Genomic DNA, 26,030 nt, shown 5'->3' with positions numbered 1-26,030 from the left:
TAAATATTGACGGGGCTGAACCACTAGCTGCGAACGGGGCACCATATGACCTCCACCGGTTCCACCAGGTATGACGGCGACAGCTGGGATTTGGCATCAAGTGTCGGGGTGACCGCGACCATGGTGGCCGCCGCCCGCGCGATGGCTACCCGTACCGAGAACCCGCTGATCAACGATCCCTACGCCGAACCATTGGTGCGAGCCGTCGGAGTGGACCTCTTGACCCGGCTGGCGACCGGCGAATTCAACGTTGCCGACCTCGATGACGATCCCCAACGCCCGCTTGGCCCCATCGGCGACGTTGCCGACAACATGGCGGTACGCACCAGATTTTTCGACGACTTCGTCCTGGATGCGACGCGGGCCGGCCTCGAGCAGGTCGTCATCCTCGCCTCGGGACTGGACGCCCGCGCATACCGGTTGCCATGGCCGCCCCAGACCGTGGTCTACGAGATTGATCTGCCGCAGGTGATCGATTTCAAATCCCGCACCCTGGCCGATCTGGGGGCCGCCCCCACCGCAGACCGCCGAGTGGTGGCCGTCGATTTGCGGGAAGACTGGCCCGCGGCGTTGCGCGCCGCCGGTTTCGACCCGAACCAGCCGACCGCATGGAGCGCCGAAGGTCTACTGGGATACCTCCCGCCGGAGGCCCAGGACCGGCTGCTCGACACCGTCACCGAACTCAGCGCCCCCGGCAGCCGGCTGGCCGCCGAATGCCTGAGCAGTGTGGATCCGGGCGAAGAGGAACAGATCAAAGAGCGCATGCAAGAGGTCTCCGCGCGCTGGCGCGCTCATGGTTTCGACGTCGACATGGTCGGACTCGTCTATTTCGGCGACCGCAACGAGGCGGTGCCCTACCTCTCGGACCGCGGTTGGCTCTTGACCAGCACCCCGTTGCCTGAACTGCGCGCGGCAAACGGACTTGCACCGGCTGCGGTCGACGACGACGGCCCCTCGGTAGACATGCTCTACGTCAGTGGCACCCTCTACACGACGCCCCGGCCGGACCCGGCGCCATGAACCGGCGGACGGACGCGGACAGCTGGGATCCGGCGTCCAGCGTGGGAGCGACGGCGACGATGGTCGCGGCTTCGCGGGCACGGGCCTCCCGGGGACCCGATGCGCTGCTCGACGACCGGCTCGCCGAGCCGCTCGTCCGTGCGGTGGGGCTGCAGCCGTTGGTTCGCATGATCGATGGTGACACCGCGGTCGACGATCCGCCGTCAAGCCCCCGGTCGCTAAACGAACAGATCGCGGTGCGCACCAGGTATTTCGATGACTTCTTCACTGCTGCCGGTGCGGGCGGTATCCGCCAGGCGGTGATCCTGGCGTCAGGTCTGGACACCAGGGCTTACCGATTGAACTGGCCATCGGGCATGACGGTCTACGAAATTGACCAACCGCAAGTGATCGAGTTCAAGACGCGCACGCTGGCCGAGTTCGGCGCACTCCCCTGCCCCGACCATCGGCCAATCGGTATCGACCTGCGCGAGGATTGGCCGAGCGCGCTGCGGCAGCGCGGTTTCGACGCCGGGCAACCGACCGCATGGATCGCCGAGGGCCTGCTGGTCTATCTGCCGCCCGAGGCCCAGGATCGGCTGTTCGACAACATCGCCGAGCTCAGCACGCCGGGAAGCCAGGTCGCCACCGAGCACTTCCCCGACCCCAACGGCTTCTCCGGGCCGCGCGCACAGCGGCTTTCCGAACGCTGGCGCCGGATGGGGCTGGATCTGGACATGGCCGAGCTGATCTACCATGGCGACCACAACACCGTCATCGACTACCTTGCCGACCACGGATGGCGGGTGCGGGCCCGAACGTTTGAAGAGATGCACGCACACAATGGGTTTGAGCCGCCCGACGATGAGATGATGGCGCTGTTCGGCGGGATGAGCTACGTCACCGGGATCCGCAAGTAGAACCTGAGATAGGACCGACATGGCACGCACGCACGATGACAAATGGGATCTGGCCTCCAGCATCGGCGCCACCGCCACCATGGTCGCCGCGGGCCGGGCGATGGCATCGAGGGATCCCCGTGGTTTGATCGACGATCCGTTCGCCGAACCGCTGGTGCGCGCCGTCGGTGTCGACTTTTTCATCAAGATGATGGACGGCGAGTTCGATCTGAGTGTCCTGCAGAATGTTTCGTCGGCAAAGGCCCAGGCGATGGTGGACGGAATGGCGGTACGCACCAAGCACTTCGACGACTACTTCGGCGACGCCATCAAGAGCGGGATCCGGCAGGCGGTGATCCTCGCGTCGGGGCTGGATGCCCGCGCATACCGGTTGCCGTGGCCGGCCGACACCGTGGTCTACGAACTCGATCAACCTCAGGTGATCGAATTCAAGACCAATGTTCTGGCCGACCTCGGCGCCGAACCCAGGGCAACCCGGCGCGCAATCCCCATCGATCTGCGTGGGGACTGGCCGGTGGCGCTGCGGGCAGCCGGCCTGGACACCACGGCACCCACGGCGTGGCTGGCCGAAGGCCTGCTGATCTACTTGCCGCCCGAGGCCCAAGACCGGTTGTTCGACAACATCACCGCGCTCAGCGCGCCGGGCAGCACCGTGGCTACCGAATTCGTGCCCGGCATTGTGGATTTCGATGTCGACCGGGCGCGGCAGATGTCAGGTCCGTTTCGCGACCATGGTTTGGACATCGACATGTCGTCGCTGGTCTACACCGGCGCGCGCAATCACGTCGTCGACTATCTGCGCGCCAAGGGCTGGGACGCCGAGGGCGTGACCCGAAGCGAGCTTTTCGAGCGCAACGGCATGGCCGTTCCCGCCCCCCTCCGACGACGACCCGCTCGGCGAAATCATCTTCATCAGCGCCGCCCTGACCGGCTAGAACCGCGACCGCCCCAGCCACAACACGTTGGCCCCGGTCAACGTCTGCTCCACCTGTCCGACGGCGCCGGCCACCGAGCGGACAACCAGCGCGCCCACGGCTTCGGGCACTGAGGCCGCCACCGGCCGAGACGACCCGCGCGGCCACAGCAGATCCAGCAGCGACGAGCCCGGATAGCCGACCAGGCGGACCTCGGTGTCCTCATCCAGGCCGGCCAGCACCTTGGCGCGTCGGACCGCGGTGCGAAAGCCGCCGAGCTCGTCGACCAAGCCCCGCTCCAGTGCATCGGCACCGGTCCAAACTCGCCCTCGGGCAACCGCATCCACGTCTTCGGTGCGAAGGTTGCGGCCCCGGGCTACGCGTTCCACAAAATCGGTGTAGAACATGTCTGCCTCGGCCTCACGTCGGGCGCGCTGCTCGTCGGTAAATGGTGCGTCTATCGACCAGGCGTCAGCATTGGCGTTGGTGCGCAACGTCTCTGACCCAACGCCCAGCCGATCCTTCAGATCAGGGCCACCAGCTTGCCGGTGATCACTCCGATTGAACCGGTGATCGTGCCCGGATTCGCGACGATTGCATCCGCACCCATCGATACGTAGTAGCCGCCGGAGGCCGCGATCGAGCCCATCGAGGCCACCACCGGCTTGCCCCGGTCGCGGGCCCGCTGCACCTCACGCCAGATGGTCTCCGACGCGGTGACCGAGCCGCCGGGACTGTCCACCCGCAACACAATCGCCGACACCTCGTCGTCGGCCGCCGCCTCACCCAATGCCGATGCGATGGTGTCGCCACCGGCGCTGGACGGACCCAACGGCAACCCCTGTGGGCCACCCCGGCCGTTGACGATCGGCCCCTCGACGCTGACAACGGCGATCGTGGGCTTGCCCCGGCGCCCCGGGATCGACGGCACGGGCGGCGCCAGACGCGGCCTGGCGGTGCCGGCATAGCGCGCCAGATGCATTCGCGGCAGTTTGTCTGCGGTGTCGATCGATTCCGGCGAAACACCCTCCACGCCAGCCAATTCCGCGATCCTGGCATAGGCCTCGTCGCGGAATCCGATCCGATCGATCAGACCGGAGGACAGCGCCTCATCCCGCAGCAGCGGAGCCTTGTCAGCCAGTCCATCAAGTACACCCGCGTCGATCTGGCGCGATTGGGCGACCGCCTGCCACACCTGGTCTTGCAGGCTTTCCAGCATCCTGGTGACGGCTTCACGGTTGGCGTCGGTGTAACCGTCCTCAGTGAAAAGGTCTGCCGCCGACTTGTATTCGCCTCGCGCCACGAACTGGGCTTCGATGCCCACCTTGTCGAGCGCATCGCGCAGGAACATCGCGTTGCTGGCAAAGCCGATCAGCCCGGCCTCCCCGGAGGGCTGCATCCAGATCTCCCGAAACGCCGTCGCCAGGTAGTAGGACAACGTACCCGGATACGTTTCGGCCCAGGCCACCGACGGTTTCACGGCGCTAAACGCCGCGATCGCCTCGCGAAGTGCCTGAACCGCCCCGATCGGCGCCGGTGGAAGCTGCACCCGGGCAATCAGGCCACCGACCCGAGGGTCCTCGGCACCGCGGTGCAGCGCCGCAACAGCATCGCGCAGCGCCATCGGCCGGCCGCCCCCGGAGATGATCAAAAACGGGTCGAAACCGTTGCTCTCCGCCGGCATGGTGCGCAGGTTGAATTCCAGGATGCAGCCGTTGGGTACCCCGTGGTGACGGGCGGTGTCGACGCGTTCGGCCAGTGCGCGCACGTCGTCCCCCACACTCGACAAGCTGGGCAGGAAGGGCAGAAAGGCGAACATATTTTTAGCGTACCGATGGCCAGGCCCCGGCATCGTGGCCCATCGGCCTGGGTACCGGGCCCCTGGGCACGTCGTACGGTGGCGAGGTGAGGTTTTCGATAGCGATCCCCCAACTCGACACCGACGGCTTTGACGCCGCAGGACTACGCGCCTATCTCGCCCGCGCCGAGGAACTCGGGTTCGAGGGCGGGTGGGTACTCGAGCAGATCATCGGCAGCTCGCCGCTGCTGGCACCGCTAGAGCTACTGGCATACTGCGCTGCCTGCACCAATCGGCTTCGGCTGGGGGTCGCCGTGTTGGTGACGTCCCTGCACGATCCGCTGCAATTGGCCTCGTCTGTGACCGCCGTGGACCGTCTCAGCAACGGCCGCCTCGACCTCGGCGTCGCGGCCGGCGGCGGTTCACGCAAGTTCGCGGCTTTCGGGGTGGACCGCGCCACCCATGTCAGCTATTTCACCGAGGGCCTGCAGTTGATGAAGGCGGCCTGGTCCGATGAGCCACGGGTGAGGTTCCATGGCCGCTTCCGCGATGTCGATGACCTGCCCATCCAGCCCAAGCCGGTGCAACGCCCGCACCCTCCGATCTGGTTCGGCGGGCGCGCGCCCAAGGCCCTGGCCAGGGCGGTCCGGCACGGTGACGCATTCCTGGGCGCGGGCTCCTCGACGACGGCCGACTTCGCCACGGCGGTGACCACACTGCGTCACGAACTGGCCGAACAAGGCCGCGATCCCGCCGGCTTCACTATCGGCAAACGGGTCTATCTGATGGTGGACGACGACCCCGAGCGGGCCCGCGAGCGCGTGCTGGCGGGTTTGCGCAGTATCTACGGAAAGATGGGCGGCCTGGATGCGGTGGCGGTGGCGGGCACTCCCGACGACGTCACCCGCGGGCTGGCTGAGGTGATCGCCACGGGGGCGCAAACGCTGTTGCTCAATCCCGTGGGCCCCGATGTCGGGCAGAACCACGAGCAGATGGAGCGCCTCGCCGCGGAGGTCATTCCGCGGCTGCGCTAGCTCGCGAGCAGACGCGAAATCGCACAAATCGCCGTGGCGTTGTGCGATTGAGCGTCTGCTCGCGGTACTACAGTTCGGTGACGGATCCGCCGGCGGCGGTGATCTGTTCCCGGGCGCTACCGCTGAACTTGTGCGCGGTGATATCGACCTTGACGGTCAGCTTGCCGTCGCCGAGCACCTTCACCAGCGAGTTCTTGCGAACCGCTCCCTTGGCGACCAGCTCGTCGACACCGACGGTGCCGCCCTCGGGGAACAGCCTAGCGATGTCGCCGACATTGACGATCTCGTACTCGGTGCGGAACCGGTTACGGAAACCCTTGAGTTTGGGCAGCCGCATGTGGATGGGCATCTGCCCACCCTCGAACGTCGTCGGAACCTGTTTGCGCGCCTTGGTGCCCTTGGTACCGCGGCCCGCGGTCTTACCCTTGGAGCCCTCACCGCGACCCACGCGAGTCCGCGGGGTTTTCGATCCGGGCGCCGGGCGCAGATCGTGCAGCTTGATGGTCACTGTGCCTTACCTCCGGTGCCATTCTGGGCGGGCTCCACCTCGACGAGGTGGCGCACCACCGCGATCAGCCCGCGGGTCTGCGCGTTGTCGTCGCGGACCACCGTGTGGCGGATCCGGCGCAAGCCCAGGGTGCGCAGGCTCTCGCGCTGCTTCCAGCGCGCCCCGATGGTGCTGCGCACCTGGGTGATCTTGAGCTGATTGGTTGCTTCACTCATGGTTGTGCCCCCGAAGTTTGGGCCTCGCGTACAGCAGCGGCGGCCAGCGCTTCGCTTTCGCGGCGCGCCTTGAGCATTCCGGCCGGGGCAACGTCCTCGATGGGCAGTCCGCGTCGGGCCGCCACTTCCTCGGGACGCTGCAGCATCTTCAGCGCGGCAACGGTGGCGTGCACCACGTTGATCGCGTTGTCGCTACCCAGCGACTTGGCCAGGATGTCGTGCACGCCGGCGCATTCCAGCACGGCGCGCGCAGCGCCACCGGCGATCACACCGGTACCCGGGCTGGCCGGACGCAGCAGCACCACACCGGCGGCCGCCTCGCCCTGCACCGGATGGGTGATGGTGCCGCCGATCAACGGCACCCGGAAGAAGCCCTTGCGAGCCTCCTCGACGCCCTTGGCGATCGCGGCCGGGACCTCTTTGGCCTTGCCGTAGCCGACACCGACCATCCCGTTGCCGTCACCGACGATGACCAGGGCGGTGAAGCTGAATCGCCGACCACCCTTGACCACCTTGGAGACGCGGTTGATCGCAACCACACGCTCCAAGTAGTTGCTCTTGTCGCTGTCGCGGCCACCGCGGCCACCGTCGCGCCGGCCGCGGCCTTCGCGTGAGTCGCGGCTGTCGCGGCCTTCAGGGGCTCCTTGCCCACCGGCCGACTGCTCCGCCATTATGCGGTCCTTCCAGTGTTGTTCAGGTTCCCAGTCATCAGAACTTCAATCCATTCTCGCGCGCGGCATCGGCCAGCGCCGCGATCCGTCCGCCGTAGGTGTACCCGCCGCGGTCGAATACCACGGTGTCGATACCGGCGGCCTTGGCGCGCTCGGCGATCAACTGGCCCACCCGAACACTGCGGGCTTTCTTGTCTCCATCCAGGCCACGCACATCGGTTTCGATCGATGAGGCGGCGGCCACGGTGGTGCCGTTGGCGTCGTTCACCAACTGCACGTGGATGTGCCGAGCGGACCGGTGCACCACCAGGCGCGGACGTTGTTGGGTGCCGGCGATCCTCTTGCGCAGCCGTGCGTGCCTGCGCAGCCGGGAAACCCGGCGGGTAGCGGATACGCTCTGCCCCACCGGCTTCCGCGCGGCGGTGTCAGCCTGTGTTTGCGCCATGACTACTTACCTGTCTTTCCGACCTTGCGGCGGATCTGCTCGCCTGCGTAACGCACGCCCTTGCCCTTGTACGGGTCGGGACGGCGCAACCGGCGGATGTTCGCCAAGATCTGGCCGACCTTCTGCTTGTCGATCCCAGAGACCGTGAATTTCGTCGGCGCCTGGACGGCGAAGGTGATGCCTTCGGGCGCCTCGATCACAACGGGGTGGCTGTATCCGAGTGCGAACTCCAGGTTGGCGCCCTTGAGCTGCACGCGGTAACCCACGCCGTGGATCTCCATTTTGGTGGTGTATCCCTCAGTCACGCCGGTCACCAGGTTGGAGACCAGGGTGCGTGACAACCCGTGCAACGAACGGTTGCGCCGCTCGTCGTTGGGGCGGGAGATCACGATCGCGCCATCATCGTTGCGCGACACCGTGATCGGCTCGGCGACCGTCAGGTCCAGGGCGCCCTTGGGCCCCTTCACCGAGACCTTCTGTCCCTCGATCATTACGTCGACTCCGGTGGGAACCGGAACCGGCTGCTTACCAATACGCGACATGGTTACTCCCTCACCACACGTACGCGAGGACTTCGCCGCCCACGCCCTGTCTGGCTGCCTGGCGGTCGGTCAGCAAGCCTGAGGAGGTCGAAATGATCGCCACACCCAGGCCGCCGAGTACCCGCGGCAGGTTGGTGGACTTGGCGTAGACCCGCAGCCCGGGCTTGGACACCCGCCGCAAACCGGCGATGCTGCGTTCCCGGCTCGGCCCGTACTTGAGTTGAACGATCAACGATTTGCCAACTCGCGCGTCTTCGGTATGGAAGTCGCTGATGTAGCCCTCGTTCTTGAGGATCTGGGCGATGTTGGCCTTGATCTTGGAGTGCGGCAAACTCACCTCGTCGTGGTACGCCGAATTGGCGTTACGCAGACGAGTCAAGAAGTCTGCGATTGGGTCCGTCATGGTCATGACAGCGTCTGTACCCTTCCTCGCGGCGGTTCCCGGTCAGGGCCTACCGCGCACCTGTATCTGGGGGTTGGTCTTTTTACCAGCTGCTCTTCTGCACGCCGGGCAGCTCACCTGCGTGAGCCATCTCGCGCAGGCAGATCCTGCATAGTCCGAACTTGCGAAACACCGCACGGGGGCGGCCGCACTTGCTGCATCGCGTGTAGCCGCGCACCGCGAACTTGGGCTTGCGTGCGGCCTTGTTGACCAGTGCCTTCTTCGCCATCTGCTCAGTTCTCCTTGAACGGAAAGCCGAGGGCCCGCAACAGCGCTCGTCCTTCCTCGTCGGTCGTCGCCGAGGTGACAACGTTGATGTCCATACCGCGGACACGGTCGATCTTGTCCACATCGATCTCGTGGAACACCGACTGCTCAGCCAGCCCGAAGGTGTAGTTGCCGACACCGTCGAATTGCTTGGGCGACAAACCGCGGAAGTCACGAATACGCGGCAACGCGATCGAGGTGAGCCGGTCGAGGAACTCCCACATCCGGTCGCCACGCAGCGTCGCCCGCACGCCCACGGGCATGCCCTCACGCAGTTTGAACTGCGCAATGGACTTGCGGGCCTTGCGGATCTCCGGGCGCTGACCGGTGATCAGTGCCAGGTCGCTCACCGCGCCGTTGATCAGCTTGGCGTCCCGCGCGGCCTCGCCGACTCCCATGTTCACCACGACCTTGGTGACGGTCGGGATCTGCATGACGTTGCCGTAGCCGAACTGCTTGTGCAGCACATCGCGGATCTCGCTGCGGTAGCGCTCCTTGAGCCGCGGCGGAATCTTCACTGCGCTATCAGTAGTGCTCATGCCTGAATGTCCTTGCCATTGCGCTTGGAGATACGGACCCGCTTGCCGGTCTCCTCGTCGACCCGGTAGCCGATCCGGGTGGGCTTGCCATCGGAGTCGACGACCATCACGTTGGAGACGTGGATCGGCGCTTCCTGGGTAACGATCCCGCCCGACTTTGCACCACGCTGGTTGGTCGAAATCGCGGTGTGCTTCTTGATTCGGTTGACACCCTCGACCAACACCCGGTTGCGTTCCGGGTAGGCCTGCAGGACTTTGCCCTTGGCGCCTTTGTCTTTGCCGGAAACAACCAGCACGGTGTCGCCCTTGTGGACCTTCATCTACAACACCTCCGGGGCGAGCGAAATGATCTTCATGAACCGCTTCTCGCGCAGCTCGCGACCCACCGGGCCGAAGATGCGGGTACCGCGCGGGTCGTTGTCCGGCTTGATGATGACGGCGGCATTCTCGTCGAACTTGATGTAGCTGCCGTCGGGACGCCGGCCCTCCTTGACGGTGCGCACCACAACGGCTTTGACGACATCGCCGCGCTTGACGTTGCCGCCCGGGATGGCGTCTTTGACGGTGGCGACGATGATGTCACCAATCCCGGCGTAGCGTCGCGACGATCCGCCGAGCACGCGGATGCACAAGATCTCCTTGGCGCCGGTGTTGTCGGCGACCTTCAGCCGCGATTCCTGCTGAATCACTAGATCTCCTGACTCGGGTGGACGTGTGCACAGCAGGAATGCAGCCCAAATGGGCCTAAGCGAGCCTCAACGGACAAGGCCCACCACAAACCTGACATGCGCGGTCTTTCGTTACCGAAGGGCACGCGGGGCCAGCCGACAAGCTTTGGGGCTTGTACGCACCGGCCGAGGTCTGCCCAAGGCAACCCCTAGAGTTTAGGGGACGAGCTGCTCAGAGCCAAATTTGCACTGTGGCCGGCTTTGCAGCGGCTCATTCAGACACGCGATACCAGGCGACAACGTACACCACCATGGCCGTGGCCAGCGCAATTAGCACCCAGATGACGATGGCTTGGTCGATCCACGCACCCGCGGGCGGAGAACCCGGAAGGATGTTGCGCAACGGCACCACGGCGAACAGCATCGCCGCATACCAGGTGCCGAACGGTGGCTGAAACTTTCTCCGGCGGGTGATCATCTGGATCGCGACGAACAAGGCCAACGTCGGCAGGGTGATCAGGACCAGGCAGATGCCCAGGTCGAAGACCAGCGGCCCCTTGGCCCGCTGGAAGGTCACGATGACGTTGTCGGGGCGGTCGGAGGTCTGACTGACGTCCCCTACCCGCTCGACGCTGATGTCCCAGCCCTCCAGCGATCCGGTCACTTCCACCCGGGTGGCCTTGTACTGACGGTTCTCACCGGTTCCCACCAGGACATCGGCTTGGATGGTGTCGGTGGTGTACCGGTCGAATGGCCAGTTACCGGGGTCGCCGTGCGCTTCGATGGTGGTGGCTACCTGTGCGGGTGACTTGCCCACCGGGTACTGCAGGTCGCCCAGTTCATTTTCCGGGTAGAAGCGCACCGAGGTGTCCACGGTGAGCACGTTGAGCCGATGGTCGATCATCGAATCGTCGGGCATCACCAGAACTTTCACATCGAGGCGATTTGCAACGGTATGCAGCGCCTCGAAGCGGACCAGGACCACCGTGTCGTCGGTGGTGCCGACGTCGGGTTTGGGCAGCGGCCCCGGCGTGCTGGCCAGCCAGTGGTAACCGACCAGCGAAAAGATGTAGACGACGATGACGCCCACAATGATTGTGGTGTCGAGCACGAGGTGCTTGCGCCGCGACATGTGCTTGGGTTTGGGCCGGGCATTCGCCGGTGGATCCGGGGCGGCGGCCGCACCCGGCGCAGCGTTGTTATCTGCCATCCGCGGTTACCGCCGGAGATGGCACTGATGCGGCCGAGCCCCCGTCACGAGACACGGTGACAGATCGTAGCAACCGGGGTGCCTTGCGGCGGCGTTTCCAAATCAGTTCGCGACCGGTCCGGTTGCCGGCTAGCGATCTGCCACGCAGCGGAATCCGATATGGGTGGTCGCGGTGTCCCGGGACTGCGGCGAACGGGCCGCCGGCCGGTAGCGGTGGCAATACTCGGGCGCGCACAGGTGCGAACCACCCTTGAGGGTCTGGCTGATGGTCGGATCGGCGGGCCCGGCCGGTGCGCAGCACGCCTTGGGCGGCTGATCGATGCGGTGATGCGCTGAAAACGGGGTTGTGGTCCACTCCCAGACATTGCCGATCATGTCGAACAGGCCGAACCCATTGGCCGGAAAGGTTCCCACCGGCGAGGTCCCGAACCAGCCGAGTGCTCCGTCGTTGCGGTAGGGGAACTTGCCCTGCCAGGTGTTGGCCATCAGTTGTCCGGCGGGCTTCTCTTCGTCGCCCCATGCGTAGGTGGTGGTGGCACCGCGGGCCGCGTACTCCCACTCGGCCTCGGTCGGTAGCCGACGACCCGCCCACCGCGCGTAGGCCACGGCGTCCGGATAGGCCACCTGCACCACCGGGTGATCGGCCCGGTCGTCGACGTCGCTGTCCGGCCCCCACGGATGACGCCAGCTCGCGCCGGGCGCCCAATCCCACCACTGACGCCAGTCACGTAGGTCGACCGGTCCCGCGGTGGGACGAAACACCATCGCACCCGGACGTAGGTCATCCGGATTGACCCCCGGATACAACGCGGGGTCAAGGGGCTGCTCTGCAACCGTCACATAGCCCGTCGCCGCCACGAACTCCGCGAACTGGGCGTTGGTCACCGGGTAGCGCTCGATCGCGAATGCGTGCACGGACACGCTATGGATCGACGCTTCCTCCGGGTAAAAGCTCGTCGACCCCATGCGAAACGATCCGCCCGGCAGGTCAACCAATTCGGTCAGCACAACTTCAGGGTATGAGGACGGCAAAGTTTTGCATCAATGCGGATTTCGCCGCAGTGAAGCCAGCCACCCCGGCCGGGCCCTCCAGATGCACGGTCACCAGGTACATCTTGGTGTTGGTCCAGATGTGGGTGATGCGGTCAGCGAACTGGATTGCGCCCGACGGACCCTGCAGAGTGCCGGTCAGCAACTCGCTGCTGTACCCACAGAAGGGTGCCCCCGCGACGGCGAAGTTGAGCCGGCGCATCGAACCTCCCAGATGTGCGGTGTACTCCTGGAAGGCACGCTCTGGCAGCGCGTCGGTTGCGGTGATGGTCACCGTCGCCGCCATCCCATCGGGGCCGGTCAGGTTCAGCGCCGTGTCACCGCTTCCACCACGCGCGGTCCAGCCGTTGGGCACGCTGAGTGTGACTCTGGGGGCGTCCTGGTCCGCCGCCGCGGCCGTGGTGGCCCGGCCCTCCCCCGTCAGCGACGGAGCGCAGCCGACTGTGTGGGGCGGTATTTGTTCCGGCTGGGTCGCTACGACTCCCGGTACTGGTCTAGCGGGGTCGGGATGCACGCCGGGTGAACCCGACCCGCCGCGCTCCGCGCAGGCGGACAAGACGCCGGACAGGCACACCAGGCTCACCACACCCAGAGCCGCGGACAACGATCGGGCCAGCCGGTCAGTCCCTTGAAAAGGCAAGTGCAAGTTCTTTTTCCACGTCTTCATATGGTCGTCCGGATAGGTCAATGGTCACTCGGGCGATGCTTCCGCCAGTGAAGGCAAAGGGCGCCTTGTAGCGACTCGACACTGCAGAACCGCCATTGCGGCCGACGGTGATGCCCGCACCGGCAAGTCCAAACGTTCCGGGGTGGGTCGTCACATCTGCAAGCGAGCCCACCTCGTTGTGGTCGAAGTACATCGTAAGGTCGCCCAGCGGCGTATGGCTGTTGGCCACCGTGCCCGTCCGCGCATAGCGCACCCCGAACAAGTGATGGCCCAACGGAATCGGCCCCACCGAGGACAGCAACTGCTGGCGTTCACCGAGGAAGTTGTAGACGTAGTGCAGGCGACCGTCGGCGATGAACAACACGTGACCGCCGTGCGCACCACCCTGCTTGAACAACACGCCCTCGGCGCCGGTGGTATCGACGGTGACCTCGGCCACCAAGGCGAACGAGCGGCCGCGAATCTCGGCCCCGGCACCGATGCCGACCTCAGCACAGTCGGGGTAGTAGATGTAGCTCGTGCGTTCGCCGACCAGATACGGGCGCGACCGCATCATCGTCTCCATGATGTTCAGATCACCCAGCGGCAGCCCGTTGTACTTGGCGGCCTCGAAGAACCACAGTGCCTTGAGTTCCTCCAGCTTGTCGGGGTGCTCGGCGGCCAGATCATGGCACTGGCTGCGGTCTTGGGCGATGTGGAACAGTTCCCAGCGGTCGGCGTCGAAATGCGACCATCCCGCCGGGGCCGCGGCGTGCACGGTGTTGGCGAACCAGCCCTCATGCCAGATGCCGCGGGTCCCCAGCATGGCGTAGAACTGGGTCTTCTTGCCGGTATCGGCGGCGGGATCGGTAAGGGCCGCGTTGAAACTCACACCGTCCAGCGGCTTTTGCGCGATGCCCTTGACGACCTCCGGCGGCGTCATGTCCAACAGGTCGTAGACGGTCGGCGTGACATCGCAGACGTTGATGTAGTGGTCCCGGACTTCACCGTGCGCCGCGATCCCGTCGGGCCAGGAGATGATCGCCGTGTCGGCGATACCGCCCTCATGCGAGGCGTAGCGCTTGAACAGCTTGTAGGGCGTGTTGAAAGCCATCGCCCACCCGATCGGATAGTGGTTGTAGGTCTGGGGCCCGCCGAGGTGGTCGAACAGTTTCATGCTCTCTTCGACGGTGTCGATGTAGCCGTTGAAGAACTTGCCTTCGTTCACCGATCCGTTGGGACCGCCCTCGCCGCTGGCGCCATTGTCGGAGATCACCACGATGATCGTGTTGTCCAGCTCGCCGGATTCCTCGAGATAGTCCAGGATCCGCCCGATCTGCGCGTCGGTATAGCTCAGGAAACCGGCGAACACCTCGACCATCCGGCTGAACAGCTTTTTCTCTTCCTCGTTCAGCGAGCCCCAGGGCCGCACCGTGTCCTGCATCGGCCACGACTCGCCCGAGGGGCCTTTGACGTCGAGATAGGGGTTGATCGGCGACAGCTCGGTGTCGGGCGGCACAATGCCCATCGCCTTCTGGTTTTCCAGCACGATCTCGCGGTAACGCTCATAGCCCATGTCGAACTTGCCGGCGTACTTGTCGGCCCATTCCTTGAAGATGTGATGGGGCGCGTGCCCGGCACCCGGGCACACGTAGCTGAACCAGGGCTTGTCAGGCGCGACCACCTTGGCGTCACGAATGAACTGAATCGTCTTGTCGGCAAGGTCCTTCGACAGGTGGTAGCCATCCTCGGGGGTGGCGGGCGGGTTGACCGGATGGTTGTCGTACACCAGGTCGGGGTACCACTGGTCGGTCTCCCCACCCATGAACCCGTAAAACCGCTCGAAGCCGCGCGAGACCGGCCAATGCCGTCGCGTCGCCGCCATGCTGGACTCTTCCATCGGCGTCAGATGCCACTTCCCGATGCAGTAGGTGTTGTAACCACGTTCGGCCAGTACCTCGGACAGCAGCGCCGTATCGGCGGGGATGCGGCCACTGCAGTTGGGGAACCCGTCGGTGAACTCCTCGACGGTCGCCATCCCCACGGTGGTCGCGTTGCGCCCGGTCAGCAGCGACGCGCGCGTCGGCGAGCACAGCGCGGTGGTGTGGAACTGGGTCAGTCGCACGCCGCGTTCGGCGATTCGTGACATGGTCGGCATCTGCACCAGCCCGCCAAAGCAGTCCCAGGTGGCAATTCCGGTGTCATCCCAGACCAGGTACAAGATGTTGGGCGCATTCTCGGGCGCGGTGGGCGCCGCGTACGGACCCCAATCCGCTTCCGAGTCGCGGATATCCAACTCGATCTTGCCCTTGAATTCGGTCGACCCCGTTGTCCCAGTCACCACTGGCCAGCCTCACTCCCGTTGTGGACCTGCTTGCCCTATCTCGTGTGCAGAGTGCACCCGCTGCCAGGGTAGCCAGCCAAATGCAAGATCGCCCGAGACTGCAAGTCTCGGGCGATGTCGCCGGCGCAACGGTTATGAGACCGTCACTTGGCCTTCTCGAGGATTTCGACGAGCCGCCAGCGCTTGGTGGCCGACAGCGGACGCGTCTCCATCAGGGAAACCCGGTCGCCGATGCCGGCGGCGCTGTGCTCGTCGTGCACCTTGACCTTCTTGGTGGTGCGAATGATCTTGCCGTAGAGCGGGTGACGCACGCGGTCTTCGAGCTCGACCACGATGGTCTTCTGCATCTTGTCGCTCACGACGTAGCCGATGCGCGTCTTGCGACGACCGCGCGGCTTAGGAGTGCTCGGCGTGTGCTTGGGACCCTTTTCCTTGGAAGCACCATCGGCCGCGCCCGCCGCTGCGGACTTGGTGGCCTTCGCGCCAGTCTTCGCCTCTGCCATCACGATTCCTTACCATCGGGTTCGCCGGGTCCAGCCGCCAGACCCAATTCTCGTTCGCGCAACACGGTGTAGACGCGTGCGATTTCCTGACGCACCGTGCGCAGCCGGCGGTTGTTGTTGAGCTGTCCGGTCGCCATCTGGAAACGCAGGTTGAACAGCTCTTCCTTGGATTCGCGCAGACGCTCGGTCAGCTCTTCTTCGGTGAGCTCGCGCAGTTCGCCAGGGGAAATTCCCACTGCCATCAGAACTGCTCCTCTCGGGTGATGATGCGTGCCTTGATCGGCAGCTTGTGGATCGCGCGGGTCAGCGCCGCTCGTGCGATCGCTTCGTTGGGGTAGCTGAGTTCGAACAGCACCCGGCCCGGCTTGACGTTGGCCACCCACCACTCCGGGGAGCCCTTACCCGAACCCATCCGGGTTTCGGCCGGCTTCTTGGTCAGGGGACGGTCCGGGAAGATGTTGATCCACACCTTGCCGCCACGCTTGATGTGCCGGTTGATGGCGATACGAGCGGACTCGATCTGCCGGTTGGTGACGTAGGCGTGCTCGAGGGCCTGGATCCCATAGTCGCCGAAGTTCACCGACGTCCCGCCGCTGGCGATGCCACGCTGGCGGGGGTGGTGTTGCTTGCGGTGCTTAACCTTACGGGGAATCAACATGATTTAGCTCTCCGTGCTCTGCGCTTCGGGGGTGGTAGCGCTTTCTGCGGCGGCGGGCTCTTCGCTACCCACGGCACGTCTGGCTTCGGTGCCGGTGGCCGTGGTGCCGGAAGCACCGCTGCGGCGCGGACGGCTGCCCGCCGGCCGCTCGCGGCGCGGACGGTCGGCGCCCGCGGGAACGGCGGCGGCCAATTCGCGCTTGCCGCCGACGATGTCGCCCTTGTAGATCCACACCTTCACACCGATCCGGCCGAAGGTGGTCTTGGCCTCATACAGGCCGTAGTCGATGTCCGCGCGCAGCGTGTGCAGCGGAACCCGGCCCTCGCGGTAGAACTCCGACCGGCTCATCTCCGCGCCACCAAGACGACCCGAGCACTGCACCCGGATGCCCTTGACGTTGGGTTGGCGCATCGCGGACTGGATGGCTTTACGCATCGCCCGGCGGAACGCCACCCGGTTGCTCAGCTGCTCAGCGACCCCTTGGGCCACCAGTTGCGCTTGCGACTCAGGGTTTTTGACTTCGAGGATGTTGAGCTGAACCTGCTTGCCGGTCAGCTTCTCCAGATCCGCACGGATGCGGTCGGCCTCGGTGCCACGGCGGCCAATGACGATGCCCGGACGCGCGGTGTGGATGTCGACCCGGACCCGGTCACGGGTGCGCTCGATCTCCACGTCGGCGATTCCGGCGCGCTCCAGGCCGCTGGACAGCAGCCGACGGATGGCGACGTCTTCCTTGACGTAGTCGGCGTACTGCTTGTCGGCATACCAACGCGACTTCCAGTCGGTGGTGATGCCCAAGCGGAAGCCGTGCGGGTTGATCTTCTGGCCCACTAGTCTGAGCCTCCCTTCGCTTCAGAAGTCTCAGAAGTCTTGGACTCGGCTTTGGTGGCGGCCTTCTTCGCCGGCGCCTTGCTGGCCGAGGACTTCTTCGCGGGCGCCGTTGCGGCGGCCTTGCTGCCCTCGGCGCGGCGAGCCCGCGACGACTTCGAAGACCGCTGGTCCTTGCTCGGCCGGCTCTCCACCACCACGGTGATGTGGCTGGTCCGCTTGCGGATCCGGAACGCGCGTCCCTGCGCCCGCGGGCGGATGCGCTTGGCGGTCGGGCCCTCGTCGGCGTAGACCGTGGCCACGATCAAGGTCGCCGGGTCCAAGCCGTTGTTGTTCTGCGCGTTGGCGGCCGCACTGGCGATCACCTTGGCGACCGGCTCGCTGGCGGCCTGCGGCGCCCAACGCAGGATGTCGAGCGCGTCTGAAACCGACCTGCCACGCACCAGGTCAATTACCCGACGCGCCTTTCTCGGCGAGACCCGCACGAACCGCGCCTTGGCGGTCGCCGACGGGAATTCAGTGGTGGTTGTCATCGATACCCTCTGCTCTTAGCGCGAACGCTCATCGCCGCTTGCTCTTTCGGTCGTCCTTGATGTGCCCCTTGAACGTGCGCGTGGGGGCGAATTCACCGAGCTTGTGACCGACCATCGACTCGGTGACGAACACCGGGACATGCTTGCGGCCGTCGTGCACCGCGAAGGTGTGGCCGATGAAGTCCGGGATGATGGTCGAACGCCGCGACCAGGTCTTGATGACCTGCTTGGTGTTCTTCTCGTTCTGCACGTCGACCTTCTTCAGCAGGTGGTCGTCGACGAACGGGCCCTTCTTCAGGCTGCGTGGCATAGTTCGCTACTCCTCGACTTCCTAGCGCCCGTGCTTCTTGCCGGTGCGCCGGCGTCGGACGATGAGCTTGTTGCTCGCTTTGTTCGGGTTGCGGGTACGGCCTTCTGGCTTGCCCCACGGGCTCACCGGGTGACGGCCACCGGAGGTCTTACCCTCACCACCGCCGTGCGGGTGGTCGACCGGGTTCATCACCACACCACGGACGGACGGGCGCTTGCCCTTCCACCGCATACGACCGGCCTTACCCCAGTTGATGTTTGCCTGCTCGGCGTTGCCCACCTCACCGACCGTGGCGCGGCAGCGAACGTCGACCCGACGGATCTCACCGCTGGGCATACGCAGCGAGGCGTAGCTGGCTTCCTTACCGAGCAACTGGATGCTCGATCCCGCCGAGCGGGCAAGCTTGGCGCCACCGCCGGGCCGCAACTCCACGGCGTGCACCAAGGTGCCGGCCGGGATGTTGCGCAGCGGCAGGTTGTTGCCGGGCTTGATGTCGGCGTTGGCACCCGACTCGACGACGTCGCCCTGGGAAAGACCGTTGGGCGCAATGATGTAGCGCTTCTCGCCGTCGAGGTAATGAAGCAGTGCGATGCGGGCGGTGCGGTTGGGGTCGTACTCGATGTGCGCGACCTTGGCGTTGACCCCGTCCTTGTCGTTACGACGGAAGTCGATCACCCGGTAGGCACGCTTGTGGCCACCACCCTTGTGGCGAGTGGTGATGCGGCCGTGTGCGTTACGCCCGCCATGACCGTGCAGCGGGCGAACCAGCGACTTCTCCGGAGTCGAGCGAGTGATTTCGGCGAAGTCCGACACGCTCGAGCCGCGCCGACCCGGGGTCGTGGGCTTGTACTTGCGAATTGCCATGTCTAATCAGGTCCTTGTCTCGCGCCCGGCTAGGCCGGCGCTCCGAACAGATCGATCGGCTTGCTGCCCGGCGCCAGGGTGACGATGGCGCGCTTGGTGCTCTTGCGCTTGCCGTACCCAGTCCGGGTGCGCTTGCTCTTACCCTGCCGGTTGGCGGTGTTCACCGATGCGACCTTGACCGCAAAGATCTTCTCGATAGCGATCTTGATCTGGGTCTTGTTCGAATCGGGGTGCACCACGAATGTGTACACGTTGTCATCGAGCAGCGCGTAGGACTTCTCCGAAATCACCGGCGCCAGAATGATGTCGCGCGGGTCAACGATGGTCGCCATTAGGCCGAAACCTCCTCGGACGTGTTGGCGGCGATATAGGCGTTGAGCGCCTCAACACTGAAGACCACGTCGTCGGCGCGCAGCACATCGTAGGTGTTGAGCTGGTCCGGGGACAGAATGTGCACACCGGGCAGGTTGCGCACGCTCTTGACGCCGGTCTGGTCATCGCGTCCGATGACCACCAGCACCTGCTTGCGGTCGGTGATGGTGGCCAGGAATGTCTTGGCGCTCTTGGTGGACGGAGTCTGGCCGGCGACCAACTCGGTGACGGCGTGGATACGCCCGTTGCGCGCCCGGTCCGACAACGCCCCGCGCAACGCGGCCGCGATCATCTTCTTGGGGGTGCGCTGGCTGTAGTCGCGCGGTTTCGGACCGTGCACCACACCACCGCCGGTGAACTGCGGGGCCCGCGTCGAACCTTGACGGGCGCGGCCGGTGCCCTTCTGCCGGTATGGCTTACGGCCACCGCCACTGACGTCGCCGCGTGTCTTGGTCGAGTGCGTACCCTGACGGGCCGCTGCACGCTGAGCGGTCACCACCTGGTGCATCAGGGCGATGTTCGCCGGAACATCGAACAGCTTGGCCGGCAGCACGACGGAACCGTCGACCTTGCCGTCCGGCGCCTTGACCTGAATTTCCAAGTCTTTCTGGGCGCTTTGGTTTTGCGCAGCCATTACTTCTCACCTCGTTTGATCGCGCTGCGGACTATTACGAGCCCACCGGTGCGGCCGGGAACCGCGCCCTTGATCAACAACACACCTTGCTCGGCATCGACCTTGTGCACCAACAGGTTCTGCACGGTCACCCGGTCGTTACCCATCCGGCCGGCCATCCGCGTGCCCTTGAAGACGCGCGCGGGAGTGGCACAGCCACCGATGGAACCCGGCCGGCGGTGCACCGCCTGGGCACCGTGGCTGGCGCCCTGGCCGCTGAAGCCGTGACGCTTCATGGTGCCGGCGAAGCCCTTGCCCTTGGAGGTACCGGTGACATCGACGTAGCTGCCGTCGGCGAAGATCTCCGCCGTCAGCTCCTGGCCGACTTCGTACTCGGTGACCGCCTCGGCATCGTCGAGCCGCAGCTCAGCCAGGTGACGCCGGGGGTTGACGCCCGCGGCGGTGTACTGGCCGGTGACCGGCTTGTTGACCTTGCGCGGACTGATTTCGCCGTAGGCCAGCTGCACTGCGCTGTACCCGTCGCGCTCCGGTGTGCGGATACGCGTTACAACGTTCGGCCCCGCCTTGACCACCGTCACAGGTACGACTTTGTTGTTCTCGTCGAAGACCTGCGTCATGCCCAGCTTGGTACCGAGAATGCCCTTTCGTGCCATGCTCTCAGAACCTCCTACTGGATGTTGACGTCGACACTGGCCGGAAGGTCGATGCGCATGAGTGCGTCAACCGTCTTCGGCGTCGGATCGATGATGTCGATCAACCGCTTGTGCGTACGCATCTCGAAGTGCTCCCGCGAGTCCTTGTACTTGTGCGGTGAGCGAATGACGCAGTACACGTTCTTCTCGGTCGGCAACGGCACCGGACCAACCACGCTGGCGCCGGTACGGACCACCGTCTCGACGATCTTGCGCGCCGAAGCGTCAATAGCCTCGTGGTCGTAGGCCTTGAGCCTGATGCGGATCTTCTGTCCCGCCACGCTTCTCCTACCTCACTCTAAAAACTTGAGGCCCGTGTTCGGACCTGGTGCCCCCAGCCCGCCGATCGGCCCGGTCTCTGCCGGGTCGAACTGCGCGCGCTGGATACTGCGCCGCTGTTTACCTGTCGTGGTACACCGGCCCCCGCGGTCGGGCGTGTCACCCGCACGCAGCCTTGTAGGCGCCAAAATCTGGTCGCACTCCAAGGATGGGACCGGACGCGCCCGTGTGGACGCCGGTCAGATGCCCGACCAGGCGTGAACCCGGCTCAAGACAACCTAAACAGTATGCCTCAGATCAGCGGTTCGGCCAAATCCCAGGTGACGTCACCGACGAACTGGATCATCGGCGCAGCGCGACCCTCCTCGGGCGGCCGTTTGGCCAGCGCCCGGACCGGACCGGATGACCATCGATCATGCCAAGACGACCGACCGGGTGCGCTCACCAACGGCAGCGCGGTGCAACGCCCCGCACCGGTCGGGCCCCGCCTGCCCAACGCCACCCGCCCGTTGTCCAGGGCCGGCGCGGCCGCCGTGGCCGTCTGCTCAGAACTGGCCACAGTTGGGCGCGGCGGGAAGGCCGTTGAATCGGTCGGCGACCCACTGTAGAGCACGCTCGCCGTCCACCCAGAAAGTCAGCGCATGGTTGACCGAGGCCTTGTTGAGAAACGGCGGCTCCTCGTTGGTCCAGAACTCGACCTGTGCACCCTGCGCACACCAATCGCGCCCGAGTTGGCTGGCTTGGGTCCAGGGCACCAACGGGTCGTAGCGGTTGTTGACGATCAGGACCGGCGCCGACGGCTGGTGCCGTCCGAGTCGCTGGGCTTCGAACAGCGTCTTGAACGGCTCCTCACGGACCAGTTGGTCCAAGTCCTTGGTGAAGTAGCCCCGAAGATGGCGGAACATGAACTTGAACGACGTCTCCTGGACGCACTGGTGACGCGTCTTGGCGAGCAGGTCCTCCCCGCGCGGGGTCATCCGTTCGTGAATCGCATCCGCCAGTTCCGGATAGGCGTAGATGAATCCGTTGATCAGGTAGCCGGCGGCGCCTACCAGTACGTTGCCATCCATATAGGGCAGCATCTCGACGAGATCGGCGGGCGGCGCACCCGCATACGTGCCCACCACATCGAGTTCGGGCGCGTAGCTCGACACGAGTTCGGCCGCCGAGGCCGCGGCCCCACCGCCTTGCGAATACCCCCAGAAGGCAACGGGGCCGTGTGGGTCCAAGGATGTTCCCGGCAGTCGCTGGGCGGCGCGCGCGGCGTCGAGCACCGCGTGCCCCTCGGCCAGCCGATTGACATAGGTATGCGTTCCGGGAGTCCCCAGCCCCTCGTAGTCGGTCATCACGATGGCAAACCCGCGGGCCACCATGGTCGCGACGAACGTCTCTTCGTAGTTGACCATCAGGTCCAGCCACGGCGACCAGTGGATGCCTTGGTTGAAGACCCGCGACAGCGCGCACTGATCCCCCTGCCCGACGGTGCCTGGCGCGTAGCTGAGCAGCGGCCTCGGCCCGCTTCCCGGCCAGGGGTTATCGGGCTCGAAATACGTGCCGGTGACTGCGATCGGGTTTCCCCGGGTGTCGGTGCTGCGGTACATGATGCGAGTTCCGGTTGCCATGATCGCGCCCAGCTGACCGGATGGTTCCAGCACCAGTCGCGATGGCTCGGTGCGGATCACGTCGCCCGGCTCGCCGGGCGGCAGCGGGTCTGGCGGAGTATAGAACTGGTCGTATTGGCTTTGATCGCCTTCGGATTCGAAGCCGCCGTCGGCGCGCGCCGAGTCCGGCGCAACAACGGTGATTGTCGCGCAGGACAACATGGCCACCACCACGACCTGCAGCCGCGATTGAAGGCGACCCCTCGCAGCACGCATACCACGAACGAATAAATCGCTTTTCTCAATTATCATATTTTGCCGATCAATTTTGTGAGCAACAAAAGACATACGGATGTTGCGTAGCGTTGCTAGGACCTGTGCGCCGTTTCCGGTATGTGCCCTTTGACGGTCTTCGTCGAAGGTGTCGAAGGTGACGTCGCGTATCCAGTGCAGGCTGTTCTCGATTCCCCAGTGTTGACGCATCCAGGTCATGATCGCGGTAGGGCGGGCGTGCTCGAACGGCAGGCTGCAGATGGCATAGACCACCTCCACGCTACCGCGATCAATCTGCACCGCCTCAACGGCGCCGACAACATCGCCGAAGCCTGCCGGATCACCGCTTTGACCGCCAACCGCCGCCTAGACCTCCTCAATCCACAATTCCCCAGCTCACAAGCCTGCTAATCAACAACGCCGGAGCCCTGGGCGGGTGCCGGGCATTCACCACCCGGCCGTGTTTCACGGCACGTTGCTCCCGAAGAAGCCCGAAAGGTTGCTCCCGATGTTCGCGAAGCCGGAGATCAGGCCCGTCAACGAGAACGGCCGGACACCGGTGTTGGCAAAGCCCGACACCCCGCTGCCCAGATTTGAGAATCCGGAGGAAAGTCCCCCGTAGTTCTGGTACCCCGACCCCCAGCAACCCGACGGGGTTGGTGTTGAACCAGCCGGAAAGCCCGGATCCGTTGTTGCCTAGACCCCAGGGCTCCGGCGTTGTTGATTAGCAGGCTTGTGAGCTTGCCGCTACCGATATTGGCGAGCCCGAAGTCGACAGTGCTGGCGTCTGCCGGTAGCCGCAGCGCCGTGACCGCAGCGGTGACCGTGGTCGCGGGCGCACCATTTCCGAATGCCGCGATCACCCTGCCCGGCAGGTCCGACAGATTCTGTAGAGGCTGTGCCAGCGGTGTCAGCGATGCTGCCGCCGCTGAAGCACCGGCATGGTAGGTCGCCATCGTTGACACATCCAGCGCCCACATCTGCTCATACTCGGCTTCGACGGCCGCGATCGCCGGCGCGTTTTGGCCGAACAGGTTCGACAGCACCAGCGACACCAGGCTGGAACGGTTAGCCGCGAGCAGGAAGGGCTGCACCATCGCTGACTGCGCAGCGGCGAACTCGGCCACCAACGCCTCAGCCTGGGCGGCGGCCTGTTCGGCATGGGCCGCCGCCGCGTTCAGCCACCCGAGGTAGGAAGCCGCAGCGGTCCCCATCGCTACCGACGATGCTCCCTGCCACGCGCCACCGACCAGCCCCTAGGTCACCGAAGCGAAAGAGTCTGCCGCGGACTCCAGTTCCACGGCCATCCCGCCCCAGGCCGTCGCAGCCGTGCGCATCGGCTCCGCCCCGGGCCCCGTGAATATCAGCGCGGAGTTGACCTCCGGTGGCAACACTGAAAAGTTCATCGCCCAACCCTCCCGGTCTGGCCGCGGGCCAGCACTCGCGCCAGGGCTCCGGCGTTGTTGATTAGCAGGCTTGTGAGCTGGGGAATTGTGGATTGAGGAGGTCTAGGCGGCGGTTGGCGGTCAAAGCGGTGATCCGGCAGGCTTCGGCGATGTTGTCGGCGCCGTTGAGGCGGTGCAGATTGATCGCGGTGTTGCGTAGCGTTGCTAGGACCTGTGCGCCGTTTCCGGTATGTGCCCTTTGACGGTCTTCGTCGAAGGTGACGTCGCGTATCCAGTGCAGGCTGTTCTCGATTCCCCAGTGTTGACGCATCCAGGTCATGATCGCGGTAGGGCGGGCGTGCTCGAACGGCAGGCTGCAGATGGCATAGACCACCTCCACGCTGCGCTGGTCGGTGGCGGTGATCAAGCGTTCACGAGTGATCCGGATGATTTGTTTTGCGTAGGGGAAGCCGATTCCTCGTGCAGCGGTGATGATTTGCAGGGTGCGGGTCTCGACACGGCCGTGGCCGCGGGAGTCGTCGGTAGCGGCTGTGGGCACCTCGGCCCAGGGCAGCGCGGTGATACGCGCAAGTATTTTGGCTTGGTTGGACTTGACGATCATCAGGTAGTGCGACTTCAAGGTGGCGCAGATCAACTTCGCGGTGACGACCTGGGTATGCATCGCATCCACGGTGACCAGCCACCGCAAGCTACCCGGCAGCAGCGTGAGCAGGGCACGTACGCAGGGAATTTCATTGCTTTTCTCGGCGACAGCGAGTTGACCGAGCACCAATCGGGCACGGTGGGCGAACACCGACACGAGATGCGTGGCTGTCGCTTTGGCGCGTAAAGCACCACGCAGCATCTTGCCGTCCAACGCGATCGGCACCAATCCACTGGGGTCGCTGCTGGCCACGTGTGCAGTGAAGTAACTGCCCATCCTGGCGTTGAGGTCGGCGGGGTCTAGCCGAGACAAAACAGCGCGGAAGGTCTTCTCACTGGGCCGCCGGAACCGGACCCCTAATTGGGCCAACACATCATCGGGAGCGGTGGCCGCCCATGTGGCAAAATCAGCATAGCCGCGCATCCCCGCGGCAGTGGCCAGAACCGCGATCGCCAACAAAGCCATCAGCGAATACCTCCGACCGCGTGGGTCCCTCGGGTCTGGCACCGAGGCCAACACATCGAGAAACTCCGATCCGATGAGCTCGCTGCGCTCACCAGGACTCCAGCGGTCGAACACCTCTGGAACCGACGACACAGGCAATACTGAAACGGTAGGCACGGGCAACTCCAGACCAACGACGAACAGTAACCAACTCGATCGTTCTCCAGATAGCCCGTGCCTACACTCCGGCCCCAATAGCGCGGCACCAAAGATCATCAACCCAGCTCACAAGCCTGCTAATCAACAACGCCGGAGCCCTGGCACTCGCGCCGAGTACCGCCTTGCTTATCGAGTCGACTTCCGAAGCAGCAGCGAAATGACAATGGTCGCCTTCAGCACACTTTCGCTGCATGAATTCCCGCTTGAAAGCGTGATTCAATCCTGGCGCGGGGCCGCCACAAAATTTGGTGTACCAAAAATTCATTCCCCCGACTGCAGATCGAAATATAGCGGCAGCTCACGTTGGGCCGCAAGCGTTTCGGCTGATAGGGCGCGTTATGAACCAGCCCCGTCCATTGCGAGACGCCAGTGTTGCAAACGTGACATCGCGGTCTCCAATTGCGGCTGGAATCTTAAATAACGGCGCCTGGTCGCATTGTTTCGGAGTTAGCTTTCCGGCAGGTGTACACCAATTCGCCGTATCGACAAAAGGAGGAATGACTGATGGACGTTACGCGAAATAGGCGACTGTTCACACTCCGCGCGCTGGGCGCCGTGG

33 protein-coding genes and 4 pseudogenes are annotated in these 26,030 nt (G+C 64.9%); 5 read left to right on the top strand and 32 right to left on the bottom strand.

The window, feature by feature from the left end; all coding sequences use genetic code 11:
- Positions 1–45: 45 nt before the first annotated feature.
- The 3 genes from CKW46_RS08150 to CKW46_RS08140 are packed head-to-tail and all read left to right on the top strand — an operon-like array spanning position 46 to position 2,967.
- A complete protein-coding gene (locus tag CKW46_RS08150; protein ID WP_117435240.1) occupies positions 46–1,020 on the top strand; it encodes a class I SAM-dependent methyltransferase in 975 nt (324 codons plus the stop codon).
- A complete protein-coding gene (locus tag CKW46_RS08145) occupies positions 1,017–1,919 on the top strand; it encodes a class I SAM-dependent methyltransferase (protein WP_117435239.1) in 903 nt (300 codons plus the stop codon). The genes CKW46_RS08150 and CKW46_RS08145 overlap by 4 nt, the downstream gene beginning before the upstream one ends.
- Positions 1,920–1,938: 19 nt before the next feature.
- A complete protein-coding gene (locus CKW46_RS08140; RefSeq protein ID WP_482053043.1) occupies positions 1,939–2,967 on the top strand; it encodes a class I SAM-dependent methyltransferase in 1,029 nt (342 codons plus the stop codon).
- Here the strand turns inward: CKW46_RS08140 and sppA are convergent.
- A pseudogene (gene sppA, locus CKW46_RS08135) lies at positions 2,851–4,652 on the bottom strand (signal peptide peptidase SppA). The gene CKW46_RS08140 and the pseudogene sppA sit on opposite strands and share 117 nt — an antisense overlap.
- Before the next feature lie 86 nt (positions 4,653–4,738).
- Between sppA and CKW46_RS08130 the strand changes: the two are divergent.
- A complete protein-coding gene (locus CKW46_RS08130) occupies positions 4,739–5,665 on the top strand; it encodes an LLM class flavin-dependent oxidoreductase (RefSeq protein WP_117435238.1) in 927 nt (308 codons plus the stop codon).
- Positions 5,666–5,732: 67 nt separating this feature from the next.
- Here CKW46_RS08130 and rplO read toward each other — a convergent pair whose 3' ends face one another.
- The 28 genes and pseudogenes from rplO to CKW46_RS07990 all read right to left on the bottom strand — a co-directional run.
- Positions 5,733–6,173 (bottom strand): 50S ribosomal protein L15, encoded by a 441-nt coding sequence (gene rplO, locus CKW46_RS08125; protein ID WP_011739078.1) that lies wholly within the window; start codon positions 6,171–6,173, stop codon positions 5,733–5,735.
- Positions 6,170–6,388, bottom strand: coding sequence for a 50S ribosomal protein L30 (rpmD, locus tag CKW46_RS08120; protein ID WP_011739077.1), 219 nt, complete (start codon positions 6,386–6,388; stop codon positions 6,170–6,172). The genes rplO and rpmD overlap by 4 nt, the downstream gene beginning before the upstream one ends.
- On the bottom strand, positions 6,385–7,059 hold the full coding sequence (rpsE, locus tag CKW46_RS08115) for a 30S ribosomal protein S5 (RefSeq protein WP_012392951.1): 675 nt from the start codon (positions 7,057–7,059) through the stop codon (positions 6,385–6,387). Before rpsE ends, rpmD begins: the two co-directional genes overlap by 4 nt.
- 37 nt (positions 7,060–7,096) lie before the next feature.
- Entirely contained in the window at positions 7,097–7,465 is a 369-nt protein-coding gene (gene rplR, locus CKW46_RS08110) for a 50S ribosomal protein L18 (protein WP_020788552.1), read from the bottom strand.
- A gap of 41 nt (positions 7,466–7,506) precedes the next feature.
- Positions 7,507–8,046, bottom strand: coding sequence for a 50S ribosomal protein L6 (gene rplF / locus CKW46_RS08105; protein WP_117435237.1), 540 nt, complete (start codon positions 8,044–8,046; stop codon positions 7,507–7,509).
- A gap of 10 nt (positions 8,047–8,056) precedes the next feature.
- Positions 8,057–8,455 (bottom strand): 30S ribosomal protein S8, encoded by a 399-nt coding sequence (gene rpsH / locus CKW46_RS08100; RefSeq protein ID WP_011739073.1) that lies wholly within the window; start codon positions 8,453–8,455, stop codon positions 8,057–8,059.
- Positions 8,456–8,531: 76 nt separating this feature from the next.
- Complete coding sequence (locus CKW46_RS08095) at positions 8,532–8,717, bottom strand: type Z 30S ribosomal protein S14 (RefSeq protein ID WP_011739072.1); 186 nt, start codon at positions 8,715–8,717, stop codon at positions 8,532–8,534.
- 4 nt (positions 8,718–8,721) lie between these two features.
- Entirely contained in the window at positions 8,722–9,294 is a 573-nt protein-coding gene (rplE, locus tag CKW46_RS08090) for a 50S ribosomal protein L5 (RefSeq protein ID WP_012392949.1), read from the bottom strand.
- On the bottom strand, positions 9,291–9,614 hold the full coding sequence (gene rplX / locus CKW46_RS08085; protein WP_011739070.1) for a 50S ribosomal protein L24: 324 nt from the start codon (positions 9,612–9,614) through the stop codon (positions 9,291–9,293). Before rplX ends, rplE begins: the two co-directional genes overlap by 4 nt.
- Positions 9,615–9,983 carry a 50S ribosomal protein L14 gene (gene rplN, locus CKW46_RS08080; protein WP_015354694.1) on the bottom strand — a complete coding sequence of 123 codons (369 nt, stop codon included), beginning with the start codon at positions 9,981–9,983 and terminating at the stop codon, positions 9,615–9,617.
- A gap of 250 nt (positions 9,984–10,233) precedes the next feature.
- The gene (locus tag CKW46_RS08075; protein ID WP_117435236.1) at positions 10,234–11,172 is read right to left on the bottom strand and encodes a DUF4436 domain-containing protein; all 939 of its coding nucleotides are present in this window, start codon (positions 11,170–11,172) and stop codon (positions 10,234–10,236) included.
- A 129-nt stretch (positions 11,173–11,301) separates the two neighbouring features.
- Positions 11,302–12,180 (bottom strand): formylglycine-generating enzyme family protein, encoded by an 879-nt coding sequence (locus tag CKW46_RS08070; protein WP_117435235.1) that lies wholly within the window; start codon positions 12,178–12,180, stop codon positions 11,302–11,304.
- A 4-nt stretch (positions 12,181–12,184) separates the two neighbouring features.
- On the bottom strand, positions 12,185–12,862 hold the full coding sequence (locus tag CKW46_RS08065; RefSeq protein ID WP_252872243.1) for a hypothetical protein: 678 nt from the start codon (positions 12,860–12,862) through the stop codon (positions 12,185–12,187).
- Positions 12,843–15,212 (bottom strand): arylsulfatase, encoded by a 2,370-nt coding sequence (locus tag CKW46_RS08060; protein ID WP_117435233.1) that lies wholly within the window; start codon positions 15,210–15,212, stop codon positions 12,843–12,845. The genes CKW46_RS08065 and CKW46_RS08060 overlap by 20 nt, the downstream gene beginning before the upstream one ends.
- 143 nt (positions 15,213–15,355) lie before the next feature.
- A complete protein-coding gene (rpsQ, locus tag CKW46_RS08055) occupies positions 15,356–15,718 on the bottom strand; it encodes a 30S ribosomal protein S17 (RefSeq protein WP_369797336.1) in 363 nt (120 codons plus the stop codon).
- Positions 15,715–15,957, bottom strand: coding sequence for a 50S ribosomal protein L29 (gene rpmC / locus CKW46_RS08050; protein ID WP_011739065.1), 243 nt, complete (start codon positions 15,955–15,957; stop codon positions 15,715–15,717). Before rpmC ends, rpsQ begins: the two co-directional genes overlap by 4 nt.
- The gene (rplP, locus tag CKW46_RS08045) at positions 15,957–16,373 is read right to left on the bottom strand and encodes a 50S ribosomal protein L16 (protein ID WP_011739064.1); all 417 of its coding nucleotides are present in this window, start codon (positions 16,371–16,373) and stop codon (positions 15,957–15,959) included. Before rplP ends, rpmC begins: the two co-directional genes overlap by 1 nt.
- A gap of 3 nt (positions 16,374–16,376) precedes the next feature.
- Complete coding sequence (rpsC, locus tag CKW46_RS08040; protein WP_117435232.1) at positions 16,377–17,204, bottom strand: 30S ribosomal protein S3; 828 nt, start codon at positions 17,202–17,204, stop codon at positions 16,377–16,379.
- The gene (gene rplV, locus CKW46_RS08035) at positions 17,204–17,734 is read right to left on the bottom strand and encodes a 50S ribosomal protein L22 (RefSeq protein WP_012392942.1); all 531 of its coding nucleotides are present in this window, start codon (positions 17,732–17,734) and stop codon (positions 17,204–17,206) included. The genes rpsC and rplV overlap by 1 nt, the downstream gene beginning before the upstream one ends.
- Before the next feature lie 28 nt (positions 17,735–17,762).
- Positions 17,763–18,044 (bottom strand): 30S ribosomal protein S19, encoded by a 282-nt coding sequence (rpsS, locus tag CKW46_RS08030; RefSeq protein WP_011739061.1) that lies wholly within the window; start codon positions 18,042–18,044, stop codon positions 17,763–17,765.
- 21 nt (positions 18,045–18,065) lie between these two features.
- The gene (rplB, locus tag CKW46_RS08025) at positions 18,066–18,908 is read right to left on the bottom strand and encodes a 50S ribosomal protein L2 (protein ID WP_117435231.1); all 843 of its coding nucleotides are present in this window, start codon (positions 18,906–18,908) and stop codon (positions 18,066–18,068) included.
- Between the two features lie 29 nt (positions 18,909–18,937).
- Positions 18,938–19,240 (bottom strand): 50S ribosomal protein L23, encoded by a 303-nt coding sequence (rplW, locus tag CKW46_RS08020; protein ID WP_015354686.1) that lies wholly within the window; start codon positions 19,238–19,240, stop codon positions 18,938–18,940.
- The gene (rplD, locus tag CKW46_RS08015; RefSeq protein WP_117435230.1) at positions 19,240–19,914 is read right to left on the bottom strand and encodes a 50S ribosomal protein L4; all 675 of its coding nucleotides are present in this window, start codon (positions 19,912–19,914) and stop codon (positions 19,240–19,242) included. Before rplD ends, rplW begins: the two co-directional genes overlap by 1 nt.
- Positions 19,914–20,567 carry a 50S ribosomal protein L3 gene (gene rplC, locus CKW46_RS08010; RefSeq protein ID WP_015354684.1) on the bottom strand — a complete coding sequence of 218 codons (654 nt, stop codon included), beginning with the start codon at positions 20,565–20,567 and terminating at the stop codon, positions 19,914–19,916. Before rplC ends, rplD begins: the two co-directional genes overlap by 1 nt.
- Positions 20,568–20,581: 14 nt before the next feature.
- Complete coding sequence (gene rpsJ / locus CKW46_RS08005) at positions 20,582–20,887, bottom strand: 30S ribosomal protein S10 (protein WP_003403578.1); 306 nt, start codon at positions 20,885–20,887, stop codon at positions 20,582–20,584.
- A gap of 290 nt (positions 20,888–21,177) precedes the next feature.
- The gene (locus tag CKW46_RS08000) at positions 21,178–21,444 is read right to left on the bottom strand and encodes a hypothetical protein (RefSeq protein WP_020788564.1); all 267 of its coding nucleotides are present in this window, start codon (positions 21,442–21,444) and stop codon (positions 21,178–21,180) included.
- Complete coding sequence (locus tag CKW46_RS07995) at positions 21,431–22,762, bottom strand: lipase family protein (RefSeq protein ID WP_012392936.1); 1,332 nt, start codon at positions 22,760–22,762, stop codon at positions 21,431–21,433. The genes CKW46_RS08000 and CKW46_RS07995 overlap by 14 nt, the downstream gene beginning before the upstream one ends.
- Positions 22,763–22,786: 24 nt before the next feature.
- A pseudogene (locus CKW46_RS07990) lies at positions 22,787–23,050 on the bottom strand (transposase); the annotation flags it as partial.
- Here CKW46_RS07990 and CKW46_RS07985 point away from each other — a divergent pair.
- Positions 22,997–23,170, top strand: a complete 174-nt coding sequence (locus CKW46_RS07985) for a hypothetical protein (RefSeq protein ID WP_482053042.1) — start codon at positions 22,997–22,999, stop codon at positions 23,168–23,170. The pseudogene CKW46_RS07990 and the gene CKW46_RS07985 sit on opposite strands and share 54 nt — an antisense overlap.
- Before the next feature lie 54 nt (positions 23,171–23,224).
- On the opposite strand, the pseudogene CKW46_RS07980 reads toward CKW46_RS07985, so the two are convergent.
- The 3 genes and pseudogenes from CKW46_RS07980 to CKW46_RS07970 all read right to left on the bottom strand — a co-directional run.
- Positions 23,225–23,462: pseudogene (locus CKW46_RS07980) on the bottom strand (hypothetical protein); the annotation flags it as partial.
- 163 nt (positions 23,463–23,625) lie between these two features.
- Positions 23,626–24,165: pseudogene (locus CKW46_RS07975) on the bottom strand (PPE family protein); the annotation flags it as partial.
- A 61-nt stretch (positions 24,166–24,226) separates the two neighbouring features.
- Positions 24,227–25,429, bottom strand: coding sequence for an ISAs1-like element IS2404/ISMul1 family transposase (locus CKW46_RS07970; RefSeq protein ID WP_482053380.1), 1,203 nt, complete (start codon positions 25,427–25,429; stop codon positions 24,227–24,229).
- Positions 25,430–26,030 lie beyond the last annotated feature (601 nt).

The organism is Mycobacterium liflandii (genome assembly GCF_022354805.1).
Taxonomy (GTDB): domain Bacteria; phylum Actinomycetota; class Actinomycetes; order Mycobacteriales; family Mycobacteriaceae; genus Mycobacterium; species Mycobacterium marinum.
Note: the sequence above shows the minus strand (reverse complement) of the source record. Positions and strands in the feature narration are given on the sequence as shown.